Raw genomic sequence first — 16,990 nt, 5'->3', positions numbered from 1 at the left:
TGTGCCATCACGGAAATCATGATCAGTGCTGGCGCAAGCCAATAGCCGCATATTTGCTAGATTGTCGCTTTCGTCCTTGAGCCTCATTTAATCTAGAACTTAACGTTTTGTCCGATTGACTTGATCTTGTGGCACTGCGAGATACAGATTATCAAAGGTAACTTGCTCGGTTGTGGCCCCATCGACCCAAACAAAAATATGCGGGTAGCCAGAAGAAAAGCTACTATCTTCAAGTTTCAAGGCATATTGATTATTAATAAAGACTGCCATATGATCACCCTTGACAATCAATTCAAGATGATTGGTTAGATTCTTACGTGTATCGATCACCGAAGCAACATCCCATGCCACCCGGACTGCTTTATCTGGTAGTTGCTTGGCAATTCGAACTCGTTGGTTGATACCATACCGTAAAAAATAATACGTTTCAGCATTGAGCAAACCGCTCTCGCGAAACAATAAACCTGGCTCGGTTGAAGGTTCACAAACCGCACAAGTAATATCAACTGAGATTACGAAATCTTCAACATAGGGCATAGTTCGGTGGAGATCCCAAACTGTTGCGCCGCTTGGGGTGATCGAGGTTACATCAAAAATAAGTTTGCCATCCTTAATCGAGAGCGTACTATTGGCATAATCATCGATTGTCGTGGTCAAAGGCCAACTATGGCGATTGAGATCAAACGTATCAGTAAAAATTGGTGTCCACAAGGCTGCTTCAGCTCGGAGTTGTTCGGCTTCGGCTTGAAGAATAGCAGGGTCAATCAATTGGCTAATTGGTAAAATTGTGGGTACAAGCGTTGGTTGTGGCGCTTCTAAGGCCCATAAATCGCTACGGGTAGGTGTTGATTGGCTTGTTGAGCTTGGTAATTGACTTAATTCATTTGGTTGTGGTAGCTGAGTTGGCTGTAGCCCATAAGTCGCAAGCCCAGTTTGATAAGCCAGCAAAACTAACCCAATCAGGCTAGCTAAACCAATAGCTAACCGATTTACCCAACGTCGATTTAGGGCTTGAACTGAATCAGCGCTCAACAATTGCTGAATAAAATCGGTAATTGTGGGATGCCGCAGATCTGGATTCAAAGTGAGTGCCTTATGGAGTGTTTGAAAGATCTGAACAGGCAATTCTGGGCGATGGGTGGTTAATTCAATCAACGGGTCAGGTAAACCAGCAGCAATTGCCACTGCTCGTTCAAGCGAATCGCATGGTGCGTATCCAGTTAGGGCATAATATAAGGTTGCGGCAACAGCATATACATCGCTACGCTGATTAACCGGATTGCCATTGCGCTGCTCCAAGGCCGCATAGTTGGGGCTAAATCCAGTTGCTGCTTCATCAAGGGTTGAATTAGCCGTAACTTGAGCTGATCCTTGGGCCAACCCAAAATCCAAAAGTATCAAACTACCGCTTGCAGTTATTTTAATATTTTGCGGTTTAATATCTCGATGAATGATTGAGGGATTTTGATTGTGTAAATATGCTACAATCGCTCCTAAATTTTTAGCCCATTCCAAAACTTGTACTAGTGTAGCAGAAGTTGCCCGACGAGCGATTAAATCAGCTAATGTATCGCCTTCGATTAATTCCATCACCAAAAAGAACATTGCTTGTTCAACAAAACAATCATAGACATCTGGCAACCCTGTATGATTAAGCCCACCTAAAATACGGGTTTCTTGAACAAAGCGTCGATAATCTCCGTCCTCACGCACGATTTGCTTAATCGCAACCCAACGACGAATCGTTGTATCAAGCGCTTTATAAACAACTCCTGAGCCACCTCGCCCAATGATCTCATAGACTTCATAGCGTTGTTGAATCAAACTCGATTTCGCAAAGATCGTTAATTCCTGCATAGGCTCACCATTTATACTAACTTATAGCCAAGGTTTGGATAGGTTACGATCATCTCAGCAGGATAAATATCTGCTAATAGCATTCGTAATTGGCTCATATGAGTATGTAGGTTAGGGTTATCCAGGCTTGGGTCATAGCGATAATTAGGCGGTTGATAGGCCAAAATACATGATTCGAGCGAACAAATCTGCCCACGATGATCGTAAAGATGTTTAAATAATTTGAATTTCATTGTTCCTGTACGAATCGGTATGGGGTTTTGGTTTAAATAAAATTGCATGGTTTTTTGTATAAATAAGAGATTATACTCAGTACCATGCTCTAGCTCAGTAGTGGCATTATCACAGATGAATACTAATAACCGTCGATTATTGCCAAATCCAATAAAATCGTTATTTTGTAAGCAATAAGCTTGCTCATTTGAGATTTGATAATCATTGACGAATGTACCATTACGACTGCCACGATCGATGAGCCAAAAACAATCATTGGTGAAATAAATTTCAGCATGATAACGTGAAACATTACGTTTATTGATATGGATTGTGTTATCAACCATTCGGCCTAGTGTACACGGTTGATCAAGTAAAAAATAGCTTTGCGGCGTAATAACACTATCGGTGGCAAGTAGTTTGGCCAAGGCCATTGTGGTATGAATCATAAACAAGTTACCTCGACAAGCAACTTAAAAAACCTTTAGTTAGATTACAGACGATCTAAATGGATCTTCAAGCTGGTGTTGGGTACGATAAAGCACATTCAGATCAACTAGATCACAGGGAGCGTCTATGCAAAAACCTACTTCCCAACTTACCGCCAGCGAACATCGGATTATGCAAATCCTGATTCAAGGCAAAACCAACAAAGTGATTGCCCATATGCTGCACATGACGGAAGGCTCGATCGAAACCAGCCTGCATCGGATCTATAGCAAACTCAACGTTGATAATCGGGTTAGTGCCACTCTTGCCTATCTAGCAATTGAACCTACGCAGCATGCTCGGGATTCCTAGCATACACCGTCGAACGCTAGGAGATCCTAGCAGCGCAATTATAGCGCAATCACTATACTCTGCTCAATCAGATCGAGCTTTAAATTAGGTAAAGGAGCTTGGAAATGTAAACATTATTGTTGGCTTCGATTGATCATCTACTACCATCAACAATCCGCTCACCATCCGCCACCATCCATCAATCGATCCTAGACCACTCAATTAATCGCAGGGTTTACGGCCATTTGAGCTGAATTTTTATAGATTTGGAGTCTTTAGCATGAACAAACGGATGTATGGATGGTTACTGCTCGGAATGTTGCTCACAATTTTTAACCATATTGGCAGTTCCTCCAGCCTCGCTCAATCACGCGATAAATCAGCACCTGATAAAGCTTTTGTTTCTCGCATTCGTAATAATGGCACGGGAAAGTGTATGAATGTTTATGGCGGCTCACAAAATAATGGTGCCGATATTATTCAATGGCCATGTAACAATGATGCTAACGAACAATTTGATTTTGTGTATGATGGTGGCACACATAATGGTTATGATACCTTTCAAATCAAAACTTATAGCGGCCAAATTGGCAAATGCCTTGATATTTACAACGATTCAGATGCAGTTGGTGCACGGATAGTTCAATGGGGCTGTCATAGCGGTAATAATCAGCGCTGGATCTTTAAATATAAGGGTTCTAGCTACTCCATCGTATCGGTGAAAAGTAATTTATGTTTGCAACCATCGCAAGGTTCAAGCGCTGACGCAATTCGGATTTTGCAAGTATCTTGCAATAATTGGGAAAATAAACCTACGTTACTCTGGCAAGATTACTAGTTCTAAGAAAACTTGAAGCCCTTCCAAGCCCAACAGCCCGAGATTCAATCGAATCTCGGGCTGCTTTTCATTCTCGCTCAGTTAACTATTGTAAGCTTCAAGTCTGTTCCAATAGCCAATAGCCCATAGCCAACGGTCAATGGCCTTCATCTATGCTCTATGTTCTATGCTCTCTAACGCCAATTGCATACGCCGTAACCCTTCGGCTAGCAACGAGCGCGGCGTGGCAAAATTGACCCGCCAAAAGCCCAAGCCAACTTCGCCATACAAGCCGCCTTTTTCTGGCCCAACTTTGGCATGGGTGCGAAACCGCTCAGTTAGTTCTTCTTCGCTCCAGCCAGTTGCCCGAAAATCGAGCCAAGCCAAGTAGGTGCCTTCGAGTGGGGTTAGTCGTACCAATGGATTATCAGCAAAAGTTTGTTCGATCAGGCGATAGTTTTCACGCAGATAGTCGTGCAGCGCATCGAGCCATTCAGTACCCGATTCATAGGCCACCGCTAGGCCAATATCGCCAAAAACCGTGCCAACATGATAGCCGCTGCGGCCTTTTTCGGCTTCGTAACGCTGGCGATGCTCCTCATTGGCAATCACGCCATACGAAGTCGTTAAGCCAGGTAAATTGAAGGTTTTGCTGGGAGCAGCCAAGGTAATCAGCTGGTCAGCCAAATCGGGGCGCAAACGGCCAAGCGGGGTGAATTCAGCAAACAGAGCCAAATCACAGTGAATTTCGTCGCTCACCACGAGCACATTATGTTGCAAACACAAATCGGCAATCCGATTTAGTTCATCGGCGTTCCAAACCCGGCCAACTGGATTATGCGGGCTACACAAAACCAGCATTTTGGCTTGAGCGAGTTTGGCCTCAAGGTCGGCAAAATCAATCTGGTAGCGACCATCGACTTCGAGCAAGCGGTTTTCGATCAGCGTGCGGCCATTGTCGCTGATTGCACCATAAAACGGCGCATAGACTGGTGGCTGAACAATAATCCCATCGCCAGCTTGGGTAAACGCCCGCACAGCGACATTTAATGCAAACACGACCCCGGGATTAATCACGATCTGCTCTTGAGGAATTTCCCAGTTGTGGCGGGTTTGGTTCCACGTTTGAATGGCTTTGAACATGCGCTCAGGCCGCGCTGCATAGCCATAAATTGGGTGTTGTGCTCGCTCGATCAGTGCTGCTGTCACCGCTGGCGGCGAACGAAAATCCATATCTGCAACCCATAAAGGCAGCACATCAGCACCACCCAAGAATTGCTCGCGCATATCCCACTTTACCGAATTGGTGTTAACTCGATCAATCACTTGATCAAAGAAATCCGCAGTGATCATGAATGCTCCCTCACGGCCACAAACTGGCTGCTACAGCGAGAGAACCCAGCAACAACTCGGCGCTGAGCCGCACACAGGTTCTGTTGGCACTCATTGTACTACCAATTTGGGGCAGATTTGGGCTTGAGTTAGCGGCGCATTGGCTTGGCGTTTTGGCGTTTCTGGCGTTCAAAGGCATATTCAACCCCAGCTTGCAACGTGCCTTGGGTGCGCACGCCCTGCAAATTTACCCCAAGTTGCACCAACGTTTGAGCCATTTCAGGCCGAATGCCCACCAACAAGACTTCGGCTCCAACTAATTTGGCTGCCTGCGCCGATTGAATTAAGTTGTGGGCAACTTGAGTATCAACGACCGGAACCCCAGTTACATCGATTAACACGGTTGAGGCTTGCTCCTCGCTGATGCGCTGCAATAAGGCTTCGGTAATGCGGCTGGCGCGTTGTTCGCCCAAAACCCCAATCAACGGCACAACTAACACCCCTTGCGAAAGTGGAATAATTGGGGTCGAAAATTCGGCAATTTGACTGGCCTGATCACGAATATGCTGTTCCCGCGCTTTGAGAATTGTATCGGAGAGTTTCATCGCCCCAGTGTAGACAATCGCATGCATCTGTTGCATCCACCACAATAATCCAGCAGGATTATCGGCAAACGTCGCATTCAGATCTTCAGTAATCACTTCAACGCCCATATTGATGCCGAACAAAATATCTTCGACGGTTGCGCCTTGTTCAGCGCGTTGCGGGCCAATCCGCATCAGAAAATTGGGCATCGCCTCAACCTTGCCAGCGCTGAGATCGCTCACAAAGGCCATATAGGCATAGCGAATTGAGGTTTGCAATTGATCATAGCCAAAGCTACGATACAGATTAATTTTGGCTGCGAAGACACGATCAGTGGCGGTGGTGACGTAGCGATCAAGGTGCGCTTGAATATGCTCAAGAATAGATTGCATCGATAGGCTCCGTTGGAGAGGCACCATTGATCGAACACGGCGATTGATCAGAGTGGCGCTGAAGCATTTAGTTGATTACCAAGGGCTAAACTCATCATAGCCTAGAATAATCATGCTCGCAATCCTGTTTATGCGCCCGTACTGAATCCCCTTTTGGTGTGAATTAGGTCTGCCAATGTTAATAGCTTGCAAGCGGCACAGCCTGCTTTTCGGCCCTATAATACCTACAGGTTTCTTTTGCAGGAGACAGCTGAATGACACTTGCAACCAATCTTCATCGGCTACCCAATGGCTTGACGGTGCTCACCCGCGAGGTGCATACCGCGCCAATCGCGACCAATTGGATTTGGTATAAAGTTGGTGGGCGCAATGAACGAGTGGGCATTTCGGGCATTTCGCACTGGTGTGAGCATATGTTGTTCAAAGGCACGCCATCGATGCCCAAAGGCGCATTTGATGCCACGATTGCCCGCAATGGCGGTACATTCAATGGCTTTACTTGGATCGATTACACCGCCTATTATGAAACCTTGCCCGCTGATCGCCTCAGCTTGGGGTTGCAAATCGAAGCCGATCGCATGGTCAATTCATCATTTGATCCTGATGAAGTTGCTTCTGAACGCACGGTCATTATTTCGGAGCGTGAGGGCAACGAAAACAGCCCCAGTTTTTGGCTTGATGAAGAGTTACGTTCAACTGCCTTCAAAGTCCATCCCTATCGCAATGGGGTTATTGGCTGGAAGAGCGACCTACGCGCCATGACCCGCGAAGATTTATACACCCACTACAAAACCTTTTATGCTCCTAACAACGCGGTTTTGGTGGTCGTCGGGGCATTCAATACCGATGAAGTGCTCAAACAAATTGAAGCATTGTACGGTTCGATTCCCCAAGGCTTGCCCTTGCCCGAAGTGCGCGGCGAGGAGCCAGAACAACAGGGCGAACGCCGCGTGCATGTTTCGCGACCTGGCCCCAACTCAATGATTCAAATTGCCTTCCATGCCCCACCAGCCACCTCGCCTGATTGGGCCGCCTTGACTGTGCTCGATGCAGTGTTGACGGGTGGTAAATCGCCTTCGTTTACAGGCGGTGGCGCTCAAACCAATCGCTCAGCCCGTTTGTATCGCGCCTTAGTTGAGGGCGAATTAGCAACTGGCGCATATTCATCGTTTATGGCGACGCTTGATCCATTTTTATTTGAAATTGGGGCAACCGTGCGGCCTGATCGTACAGTCGAACAAGTTGAGCAAGCGCTCTACACTGAAATTGAAAAACTGCAACAAACACCAATTAGCGAGGCTGAATTGCATAAAATTCAGCGCCAAGTGCGTGCCCAACAAGCCTATAGCCTCGAACGAATCAGCAATCAAGCGATGATGCTGGGCATGTGGCAAACCCTCGATTCCTATGAACGGGCCGATAGTTCGTTGGAAGAGATTGCAGCGGTGACTGCTGCCGATGTTCAACGAGTGGCCCAGCATTATCTGGCCCCACAAAAGCGCAATGTTGGGGTCTTTACACCAAGCAATAGCAGTGGCGGTGGCCAAATTACCCCAACTGCCCGTACATTTCACCCAGCCTTGAGTTTTTATGATGCCAAGGCGGCTGAATCTGAAGCCACTGCTGCCGCCAACAATGCACCTCAAGCAACCCGCCATGTGCTGAGCAATGGCATTGTGGTGTTATTGCAGCGCAATCCAAATAGCCCAACTGTTAGCATTCAGGGCGAAATTGCGCTGGGCCAAATCCATGAACCAAGCGCATTAAATGGAGTGGCCGTGTTTACCGCCGCCGCACTCAATCGTGGCACAACCAGCCGTACTTTCCACGATATTACTAACCTCACCGAAGATCGTGGCTGCTCGATTTCAGCTAGCGCAGGCCGCCACACCACTTCGTTTGGGGGCAAAGCCTTGAGCGATGATGCCCCGTTAATTTTAGAATTATTGGCTGATGTGCTGCGCAACCCAACCTTCCCTGAGCGAGAAATCGAGCGTTTGCGCACCCAATTTACCACCATGCTGCGCCAAAGTGAGCAAGATACCCGTTCGCAAGCCTCCAAAGCTGCGCGGGAGCAACTGTATCCCAGCGATCATCCTTATTATTTTTCACCCAATGGCTCGTTAGATACCGTGCCTGGGATTACCACTGCTGATCTTGCCGCCTTTGCCAAGCGCTATCACCCTGCTGCAACCACAATTGCAATTGTTGGCGACATTGACGAAGCAACGATTTTGGCCGAGGTTGAGCGCTGGTTTGGCGATTGGCAAGGTCAAGGCGAACCACCAACGACTGCCGTACCAAGCGTTGATCTGCCGCCCAGCGTGCTGCGCCGCGAGATCGAGGTTGCAGGCAAAACCCAATCCGACTTGGTTTGGGCTGTGCCAGGTTTAGCCCGCGCTGATCCTGATTTCTATGCAGCGATGATGGCTAATTTGGTGCTTGGCCAATTGGGGTTGATGGGGCGTTTAGGCGAAAATGTACGCGATAAACAAGGCCTCGCCTATTATGCCACCAGCCGAATTGATGCCGATGTTGGGGCTGGCGCATGGATCATCTATGCTGGGATCAACGCCAAAAATGTTGATCGCGCACTGAGTGCCATTCAAGAGGAAGTTGATCGTTTGTTGGCTGAAGGGATTAGCGAACTCGAACGCAGCGATTCAGTGGCCTACCTCACGGGGATGTTGGGGATTAGCCTTGAGGCCAATAGTGGGATTGCCAATATGTTGCTGAATATCGAGCGCTACAATTTAGGCCTCGATTATGTGCAGCGCTATCCTGAGATTATTGGCTCAGTTACGCTTGAGCAGATTCATGCTGCCGCCAAACGCTTGCTTTCCAGCGAACGCTATGTGATTGGTGTGGCTGGTCCAGCCGTCTAAGTTTGGTTGGTAACATCCGAAAGTTAATTTAAGCTGGACGAGCTATCAATTAGGTGATTGGCTCGTCTAGCTATTATTTAAGCAATTGTGCCAAACCATAAACGCCATGTGCTTGCCGATGCTGCTACTAACCGCAAAAAACAACTAATTCTTTGATGGTTTTAATGGCTCAGCCCACTCTTGCCCCAACAAGCCCTTTAAGTGTATGATGCTGCTAGTTTCGCACTGTAGCGCTATGGAGTTGTTGCGTATGAGTAGCTATGCCGACTTTGAATTAACGATCAACCCAAAAGATGCTGAAAATAGTTTTGTGGTGCATGGGCGCACTGCCAAAGGCATGCAAGATAGCGATAGCCTGATTTTGCCCGTTGATGATCCACGCTATCAAGCGTTTCAAACATCCTTGGACTATAACACCCCGCTGACTGAAGATCAGGTGATTGATTTTGGAATTGTGCTCTACGAAACATTACTAAAAGGCAAAATTTGGGCGTTATTTACGGCAGCCCGTGAGACAGCTCGCGCTCAAGGTCAATCATTGCGAATTAAACTCAATATTGATGCCAACAACCCTGCTTTAGCGACAGTTGCCACCATTCCATGGGAGTTTGCCTGCGACAGTGCGGGAATTCCCCTGGCAACCGATCATTCAATCTGTCGATTTTTGAGCTTCCCTGAATCGGTGCCAGTCTTGAGTTTGGGCCAAGAAAAATTACGGATCGCCTTAGTAGGATCCTTGCCAGCTGAAATGGCGAGCACCCATCCAGTCGATATTCAAGGCGAATTAGCGGCGATTCATCGATCGTTAGAGCCGTTGGTTACCCAAAATCAAGTTGAAATTATTGAAGAAACTCAATTAACTGCGCCCAAACTCCAGCGGCTTGTGCGTGAATGGCGACCACATATTTTGCATTATGTCGGTCATGGCGATTTCCAAGGCACAACCGGGGCATTAATTCTCGATGATGGCAATGGCAAAAAACATCTTTCAACTGCTCGCACATTAGCAACGCTCTTGCGCAATACCTCGGTACGCTTGGTGGTGTTGAATGCTTGTAAAACTAGCACGGTTTCCTCAACTGCCTTGCTGCGTGGGATTGCTCCAGCCCTGATGGCGGCCAATATTCCAGCGGTTGTCGCCATGCAATCATCAATTTTAGATACAGCAGGCAAGGCTTTTGCTGAAGAATTTTATCGGGTACTCGCAACAGGAACGCCAATTGATGCCTGTGTTGCTGAAGGGCGCAAATCGATTATTGCCTATGGCTTTGGCCAGCTTGATTGGGGCTTGGCAACGCTCTATATGCGGGCTGATGATGGCGTGCTGTTCAATATTCCCAATCCTCTAGCGCCAAGCAATCAGGTGGTAACTCCCACCACTGCTCCGGCTGTCGAAACCGCTCCGCCCGCAACACCACCTACAAGTGGCAACAGTATTAATAATTTCATGGGCAGTGGCAACACCTTTAGTGGCGGTAATTTCTCTTTCGGTAATGTGGTTGCTGGTGATTTGAATCAAACAACGACCAATCATGGCACTACTCAGCCAAATACTCCACATTCAGCCAATGATCAGCAACAGGCGCTGGCGAATGCCCGTGAACTATTGGCTCTGAAGCAGCGCACTCTCCATGAAACGGAGCTGGAACTGCAACGCCATGGTATCAATAAGCCGATTAATCTCTTAAATCAACGCGATGGCTTGCTCCAAGATATTACAGAAATTCAAAAGCGCATTGCTGAATTGAGCAAATGATGGCTGAGCTTGGTTGTTTGATTATTGCTGGTGGCAAGGCGCGGCGTTTTGGCAGTGATAAACGCCGCCTGCGTTTGTGGGGCGAGCATGGCCCAACCTTGCTCGAATACACACTGGCAGTTGCTCAAACAGTATGCGATCAAGTTATCATAAGCTTAAACGATTCGGCTGAGTGGCTTGAATTAAGTGTTCCATTGCTTCAAGATGCTGTACCTGATGCTGGACCACTAGCCGGAATTGTAGCGGGCATGGGCCTGCTTGCCACTGAATGGACGTTGGTACTAGCCGCCGATTTGCCTTTGCTCTCAACTGAATTGCTGCACGAATTAATAGCTCAGCCACGCCATGGCTTGGCAGTCGTGCCGCAACGCCAAGCCGATTCGCAACAGCAGGGTGGTTGGGAACCATTGTGTGCGCTCTATCAACGGGCGTGCTTGCCCCACTTTGAGCAAGCCTTGGCCGCTGGGCACTATCGATTAACCCAACTGATTGAGCAATTCCAGCCCCAAATTTGGCCAATTGCCAGCACTAGCCCATGGTATCAACATTTACATAATCTCAATCGCTTGGATGATTTGCACCAACTGGCAGCACTTAAGGTACTATAGGCCAAAATGCTAGTTGAGGCTTGTCATGCAGCGTGTGGCTTTTTGCACTCCAGTCAATCCAGTTGAATCGGGTATTTCGGATTATAGCGAGGAATTATTGCCCTACTTGGGGCAGTATGTTGATCTGACGTTGGTGGTTGATGCTGAGGTTCAGCCGACCAATCAACAGCTGCTCGCGAAACTGCCGATTATCCGCATTGGCGATTTAGCCAAGCAGCATGCACGGCAACCTTTCGATGCAATTATCTATCATATGGGCAATAGCCCCGCCCACAGCCGTTTTTGGCAAAGTTTGCAAAGCTTGCCTGGAATTGTGGTGCTGCACGATTATGTTTTACACCATTTAATGCTGTGGCATGCTGCCAATCGTTTGAAAAATGTGGCGAACTACCGCCAATTGATGCAACACTATTATGCTGAACAAGGCACAAGCATTGCCCAACGCATGGAGCGTGGTCAACTTGGCGATGCAGTGTTCGATTTTCCGCTTTCTGAGCCAGTGATTGCCCAAGCCAGCAGCCTAATTGCCCATAGCCAATATGTGCTTGAGCGGGTGCAGCAACAACGCCCCAATTTGGCGACTTCGCTAGTGCCAATGGGTGTTCCTTTGCTACCAGCCCCTGATCGTTTGGCCGCTCGGCAAGCGCTCCAATTGCCCGCTGAAATTCCGATTTGGGCTAGTTTTGGCCATATCAACCCCTACAAACGAATTGAACAGGCGCTTCAGGCTTTTGCCCAATTTCGCCGTACCTATCCCGATGCACGCTATATATTGGTTGGCAGCGTCTCGCCAAGCTACGATCTCAAGGCCTTGCTCCAACGCTTGCAGCTTGGCGAGAGCGTCCAAGTCACGGGCTATGTTGATCATGCTGATTTTAATCGCTATGTTGCTGCAGCTGATCTCTGTTTTAATGGGCGCTACCCTTCGGCTGGCGAGACTTCGGCCAGTTTGCTGCGCTTGTTGGGTGCTGGCCGCGCAGTTCTAGTCAGCGATATTGCTACCTTCAGCGAATTGCCCGCCGATGTGGTGGCCCATGTGCCCGTTGATCGCGATGAAGTTGCTTTAATCGCGGCCTATGCTCAGCGTTTATGGGCCGATGTGGCGCTACGCGAGGCCATGGAAACCAATGCTCGCCGCTATGTGGCTGAAAAACATAGTTTGCCCTTGGCCGCACGAGGCTATGCTGATCACCTGAGTCGCGTGCAAGGCTGGCCGCGTTTGGAGCCACAACGTGATCCATTGTGGGATATTAATACTGTAACCATCCAGCATTCAGTCGCCCAAACGATTGGCCATAAAGCCGCCCAACTTGGCTTAGTTGATGACGATGCGCCGTTGCTTGATCGTTTGGCGGCACGGCTACGAAATTTATTGACATAATCATTATTGAATTAATTGATCGTAACGCCAATGCCAACCAACGTGGCGTTGTTGCAAGCGCCAGCCAAAGCCAGCCAACAATAATAAACCCAAAATGCCCGCAGCCAACTGCTGATGGGTCAGGTTGACAAGCGTGAACAGCGCTAAATTGAGCAAATAAATCGCAATTGGCAAGTTGAGTTTTGGGATTTGGGCTGTTTTGGTTGGGGTTTGGCTAAACATTTCAGTTGCCAAGGCTAAAATGAAGGCTAAGCCCCACCAAGCCACAAAATTGGCGGTGGGAATCCCAAACAACGGGCCAGTTTCGAGCCATGTCCAATAGCGATTGACATACACCGCGACTGGCTCGATCACCAAATCAAACAACATGGCAAGGCTGGCAGCACCTAAAACCGTTGGCCAAAAACCAACTTTCGGCATCAGCATCCGACTTAATTCGAGTGCACCTGGCACAACCAACAGCCAGGCAAACGGAATTGCTAAGGGCACAACTCCAACAATTTCGGGCAAAAGTACACCATTATATTGATATGCGCCAAACGGCCAGCCTGTGGTAACCCCAAGATGCTCAGTGAGCCATGAGCCAACCGCAATTATAATGCTGCTGAGCCAACCCAACTTGCCATAACGCTGAATTAGCCACCACGCCGCTAGCCCGCCCGGCACAACCAGCATCACGGTTGCCATAAATTCGCCGCCAGCTGGCACAAGATCGAAGGCCAATAATGGCACGCTCCAAGCCCAAACAAACAAATAGCCCACCCAAACCCAATGCCCCACACGTAGACTAGCCACAAAGTTCACCCCTGAAATAGTAAAATCGTCTCTTGCGATCTTACTCTACTGCCGCTAGGATGGATGTATTCATGTTCAAAATCTCTGCATATGCTTGATCGTTTGATAAAGGACGCACCTGCATGGCCGCCAACCCTCAGATCAGCAGCTTTCTGCCACGCTATGTCCTACAACGGCTTATCGAAGAGCATCAACCGCGCCAGCCGCTAGCCGAAGATCAATTGGCGACGGTGTTGTTTGCCGATTTTTCTGGTTTTAGCCGCCTCAGTGAGCAATTTGCCTACGACCAAACCACCATTCTCGAATATATTTCCGATGTGCTCAACGATTCATTTAGTCAATTAATTGATACTGTGATTGCCCATGGCGGCGATGTGGTGAAATTTGCTGGCGATGCATTAATTGCGATTTGGATGGCCGACGACCTTGATCAATTAACCCAAAATACTCAGCTTGCGGCTCAATGTGGCCTAGCGATTCAAGCAAGCTTTAACAATCCTAGCGAATCTGAGCGCTTGGCGATTCGTGTGCAAATTGGAGCTGGCTCGATTTCAAGTTTTATCGTGGGCGGTGTAAATAATCATTGGGAGCAGTTGATTACGGGCGAGGCGCTGTTGCAAGTGCATTTGCTTGGCTCACAAAGCTTTGCTGGCCAAGTGATCATTTCGCCCGAAGCGCGTTCGTTAATTCGCGAATATGGCTTGGGCGAAGATTTGCGTGCTCAGGCTTTTCGCCTAACTGCAATGGCCGAAAATCTGCCCTTGCCAACAATTAACCAGACTATGCCCGATTATCCAACTGAGCAGTTGACCCCGTTTATGCCCACGGCGGTGATTGCTCGAATTAATGCCGGTTTGCACGAATGGCTGGCTGAGCTACGCCATCTGAGTGTGATGTTTATTAATGTGCCAGCTTTGAGCTTTTTTACCACACTAGAGCAAGTGCAAGCCGCAGTTAGTGCTTTGCAAACCGTTATTTTTCGCTACGAAGGCAGCATCGACAAACTATCGGTTGATGATAAAGGCGTAAGTTTACTGGCGGCTTTTGGTTTGCCACCGCTCTCGCATCGCGATGATGCTGAACGAGCGGTGCGCTCAGCCTTGGAAGCCTCAGCCGCATTGAGCAAACTGAGCTTAACCCACACGATTGGCATCGCCACTGGCCCAGCCTTTTGCGGCGAGATTGGCAATAGCCAGCGCCGCGAATTTACCATGATTGGCGATGTCGTCAATCGGGCTGCTCGTTTGATGGAAGCCAATCTTGCGCCAATTCTCTGTGATCAAACCACTGCCCAAGCTAGCCAACAGCATGTGCGCTTTCAAGTATTGCCGCCAATTACGATTAAAGGTAAAAGCCAGCCAATTACGATCTATCGCCCGCAGCAAACCAACCATAGCCCTGACCAAATTCGGCCTCGGCGCTTAATTGGCCGACGGCGCGAACGTGGCCAAATTGAGGCGCTATTCAACCAAACCCAACCAAGCATTCAACATGTGGCAATCACTGGCGATAGCGGCATGGGTAAATCGGCCTTGTTGTATGAGGCCGTTGAAATTGCTCAGCATTACGAGCGCCAAGCTATGTTGATTACCAGCAGCAGTCTGCGTCAATCGGCTCAGTATCCAGGCTGGCGTTTGTTGCTTGAGGCGTGTTTGGCGGTTGAGCAATGGCCGAATCAAGCGGCTCAATGTTATCAATTAATTATTCAGCGTTTGCAATTGCCTGAGCAGCTCGCTAAATCGGTGCATGTGCTCCACGATGTTTTAGAACTACCAGGTCGTGCCGAAGCCAACGCCACCGATCATGCCCAACAGGTGCAAATCATCCATGAATTAATTGGTCATGCGTTGTATCAACTGCATGCTCAACGCCCGTTAGTCTTGTGCATTGATAATTTGCAGTGGTTCGATTCATTGGCCTTGGCAACGCTGGAATTATTGTTGCAGCAGCATGACGACATTATTCTGATTACAACTGCGCCTGCCAACGTGGCCTGCCTTGAGTCACAGCAAACCATCCATCTGCAAGCGCTTGATCCTGTGGCTTGTATTGCGGTGGTTGCTCAATCATTGGGTGTGCAGGCGATTCCGCCAAGTGTGGCCTTATTTATCAATCAACGTGCGGCTGGCCATCCACTGTGGAGCATCGAGCTAGCCCAAGCTTTGCGCAACGCTGGCATGATTCGGGTTAACAATGGAGTTTGCAAGCTTGATCAATTTAGCCAGCTGGAAAAACTCAATCTCCCAAGCACAATTCAGGGCGTGCTGGTCAGCCGAATTGATCAACTGCCGCCGCAACCCCAATTAACCCTCAAAATCGCTAGTGTGATCGGCCATGATTTTAGTTTGGCAGTGCTTGATGCGATTTATCCCGTGGCTCATGAACGTGAGCATATTCCGGCGCATCTTGAGTTATTGCTGCAACAGGGTTTTATTCACGAGGCTGCCGAGGGCTACCAATTTAGTCAAGCAATTATCCACGATGTGGCCTATTCATTGTTATTGTTTGGCCAACGACGAGCCTTGCATCGCGCGATTGCCGAATGGTACACCCGCGAACATCCCCATTTGGTTGAAGCAGGCAGCAGCCTTTTGGCCCACCACTGGAGCCATGCGATCGATCCTGATGAACCAGAAAGCCGTCAGCCTGCGATCGATGCCTTGCGGCGAGCGGGTGAGCAAACTCTTGTGCGCTGTAGCTATCGTGAGGCGATTCCGTTTTTTGAGCGAGCCTTGCATTTGTTGGCAATTGATGATGATTTTGCTGCGCAGCAACAAATCGTGCGCATGCAATTTAATCTGAGCCAAGCCCGCTGGCGGTTGGGCGACCACAGCATGGCCTTGACCAATTTGGATGCGGCATTGGTAACCGCGCAACAAATTGGCGATGGAGTTGGTGAGGCCGATGTGCTGCGCCAATTTGGCAACATTGCCTATGTCCAAGGCGACCTTTACACTGCCCAACAACATTTTCTAGCCAGCGTCGCGCGAGCACGCAAGGTCAATTATCCTAGTGGAATTATTAGTGGGGTTAGTAATGTCGGCGTGGTAGCGTTTGCACGGGGCGATTATCAGGTTGCCCGCGAAGCTTATCGTGATGGTTTAGCGATTTCGATCGAGCAAGGCCACGATTTTGGCATCGCCGTCAATCAGCTCAATTTGGGTGGTTTGGCGATTGTTGAACAAGCTTGGGATGAAGCACGCTCCTATTTGCAGCAAGCATTGAGTTTGGGCTATGCCAAACACATGACTCTAGTCTGTTTGCATAGTTTGGTAGCCTTGGCTGAATGGCGTTTGGCGACCAATCAAGCCGAGGCCAGCGCTGGCTTGATTCAGATTGTGCTGCATCATGAAGCGATCGATAGCGAAATTCATGCAGCAATTGATAAACTCAAACCCAAGCTGATTCAAATTTTAGGCGAGACTCAATGGCTGATTATGAGCCAACGCCCAACAACCCCGTTTGAACAAGTACTGCCTGCGATTATGCAAGAATTGGCTACTGAAAAAGCCTAAGGGCTATGCTACAATGACCTTATCGCACCAACCAAGATCGAACTATAACGCCAATTTGGGTCAAATTGTTAAGA

12 protein-coding genes are annotated in these 16,990 nt (G+C 48.5%); 7 read left to right on the top strand and 5 right to left on the bottom strand.

From position 1 onward, the window contains the following. Window positions 1-99: 99 nt before the first annotated feature. Window positions 100-1,857: a serine/threonine protein kinase gene (locus tag LCH85_05595; GenBank protein ID MCA0351450.1), complete on the bottom strand. Its 1,758-nt coding sequence runs from the start codon at window positions 1,855-1,857 to the stop codon at window positions 100-102. Window positions 1,858-1,868: 11 nt separating this feature from the next. After that, complete coding sequence (locus LCH85_05590; GenBank protein MCA0351449.1) at window positions 1,869-2,519, bottom strand: FHA domain-containing protein; 651 nt, start codon at window positions 2,517-2,519, stop codon at window positions 1,869-1,871. Between the two features lie 127 nt (window positions 2,520-2,646). Here LCH85_05590 and LCH85_05585 point away from each other — a divergent pair, with 127 nt between their 5' ends. Further along, window positions 2,647-2,871: a LuxR C-terminal-related transcriptional regulator gene (locus LCH85_05585; protein MCA0351448.1), complete on the top strand. Its 225-nt coding sequence runs from the start codon at window positions 2,647-2,649 to the stop codon at window positions 2,869-2,871. A 259-nt stretch (window positions 2,872-3,130) separates the two neighbouring features. Then, the gene (locus LCH85_05580) at window positions 3,131-3,688 is read left to right on the top strand and encodes an RICIN domain-containing protein (protein ID MCA0351447.1); all 558 of its coding nucleotides are present in this window, start codon (window positions 3,131-3,133) and stop codon (window positions 3,686-3,688) included. A 150-nt stretch (window positions 3,689-3,838) separates the two neighbouring features. On the opposite strand, the gene LCH85_05575 is transcribed toward LCH85_05580, so the two are convergent. Continuing rightward, window positions 3,839-5,020, bottom strand: a complete 1,182-nt coding sequence (locus tag LCH85_05575; GenBank protein MCA0351446.1) for a pyridoxal phosphate-dependent aminotransferase — start codon at window positions 5,018-5,020, stop codon at window positions 3,839-3,841. A gap of 128 nt (window positions 5,021-5,148) precedes the next feature. Continuing rightward, complete coding sequence (locus LCH85_05570; protein MCA0351445.1) at window positions 5,149-5,976, bottom strand: STAS domain-containing protein; 828 nt, start codon at window positions 5,974-5,976, stop codon at window positions 5,149-5,151. Window positions 5,977-6,230: 254 nt separating this feature from the next. On the opposite strand from LCH85_05570, the gene LCH85_05565 reads away from it, so the two are divergent. The 4 genes from LCH85_05565 (at window position 6,231) to LCH85_05550 (ending at window position 12,606) form a co-directional block, all read left to right on the top strand. Next, complete coding sequence (locus tag LCH85_05565; protein MCA0351444.1) at window positions 6,231-8,861, top strand: insulinase family protein; 2,631 nt, start codon at window positions 6,231-6,233, stop codon at window positions 8,859-8,861. A 250-nt stretch (window positions 8,862-9,111) separates the two neighbouring features. Next, a complete protein-coding gene (locus tag LCH85_05560; protein MCA0351443.1) occupies window positions 9,112-10,617 on the top strand; it encodes a CHAT domain-containing protein in 1,506 nt (501 codons plus the stop codon). Continuing rightward, window positions 10,617-11,225, top strand: coding sequence for a molybdenum cofactor guanylyltransferase (locus LCH85_05555; GenBank protein MCA0351442.1), 609 nt, complete (start codon window positions 10,617-10,619; stop codon window positions 11,223-11,225). Before LCH85_05560 ends, LCH85_05555 begins: the two co-directional genes overlap by 1 nt. A gap of 25 nt (window positions 11,226-11,250) precedes the next feature. Continuing rightward, window positions 11,251-12,606 carry a glycosyltransferase family 4 protein gene (locus tag LCH85_05550; GenBank protein MCA0351441.1) on the top strand — a complete coding sequence of 452 codons (1,356 nt, stop codon included), beginning with the start codon at window positions 11,251-11,253 and terminating at the stop codon, window positions 12,604-12,606. 3 nt (window positions 12,607-12,609) lie between these two features. Here the strand turns inward: LCH85_05550 and LCH85_05545 are convergent, their stop codons facing one another. Beyond that, the gene (locus tag LCH85_05545) at window positions 12,610-13,401 is read right to left on the bottom strand and encodes a carotenoid biosynthesis protein (protein MCA0351440.1); all 792 of its coding nucleotides are present in this window, start codon (window positions 13,399-13,401) and stop codon (window positions 12,610-12,612) included. A 122-nt stretch (window positions 13,402-13,523) separates the two neighbouring features. On the opposite strand from LCH85_05545, the gene LCH85_05540 reads away from it, so the two are divergent. After that, complete coding sequence (locus tag LCH85_05540; GenBank protein ID MCA0351439.1) at window positions 13,524-16,916, top strand: AAA family ATPase; 3,393 nt, start codon at window positions 13,524-13,526, stop codon at window positions 16,914-16,916. Window positions 16,917-16,990: the final 74 nt, after the last annotated feature.

The organism is Chloroflexota bacterium (assembly GCA_020161265.1).
Lineage (GTDB): Bacteria > Chloroflexota > Chloroflexia > Chloroflexales > Herpetosiphonaceae > Herpetosiphon.
Note: the sequence above shows the minus strand (reverse complement) of the source record. Positions and strands in the feature narration are given on the sequence as shown.

Bases quoted from the DNA above. Each gene is read 5' to 3' on its own strand.
- LCH85_05595 (MCA0351450.1), bottom strand. From the start codon at position 1,857: ATGCAGGAATTAACGATCTTTGCGAAATCGAGTTTGATTCAACAACGC.
- LCH85_05540 (MCA0351439.1), top strand. From the start codon at position 13,524: ATGGCCGCCAACCCTCAGATCAGCAGCTTTCTGCCACGCTATGTCCTA.
- LCH85_05590 (MCA0351449.1), bottom strand. From the start codon at position 2,519: ATGATTCATACCACAATGGCCTTGGCCAAACTACTTGCCACCGATAGT.
- LCH85_05560 (MCA0351443.1), top strand. From the start codon at position 9,112: ATGAGTAGCTATGCCGACTTTGAATTAACGATCAACCCAAAAGATGCT.
- LCH85_05580 (MCA0351447.1), top strand. From the start codon at position 3,131: ATGAACAAACGGATGTATGGATGGTTACTGCTCGGAATGTTGCTCACA.
- LCH85_05575 (MCA0351446.1), bottom strand. From the start codon at position 5,020: ATGATCACTGCGGATTTCTTTGATCAAGTGATTGATCGAGTTAACACC.
- LCH85_05570 (MCA0351445.1), bottom strand. From the start codon at position 5,976: ATGCAATCTATTCTTGAGCATATTCAAGCGCACCTTGATCGCTACGTC.
- LCH85_05565 (MCA0351444.1), top strand. From the start codon at position 6,231: ATGACACTTGCAACCAATCTTCATCGGCTACCCAATGGCTTGACGGTG.
- LCH85_05550 (MCA0351441.1), top strand. From the start codon at position 11,251: ATGCAGCGTGTGGCTTTTTGCACTCCAGTCAATCCAGTTGAATCGGGT.
- LCH85_05555 (MCA0351442.1), top strand. From the start codon at position 10,617: ATGGCTGAGCTTGGTTGTTTGATTATTGCTGGTGGCAAGGCGCGGCGT.
- LCH85_05585 (MCA0351448.1), top strand. From the start codon at position 2,647: ATGCAAAAACCTACTTCCCAACTTACCGCCAGCGAACATCGGATTATG.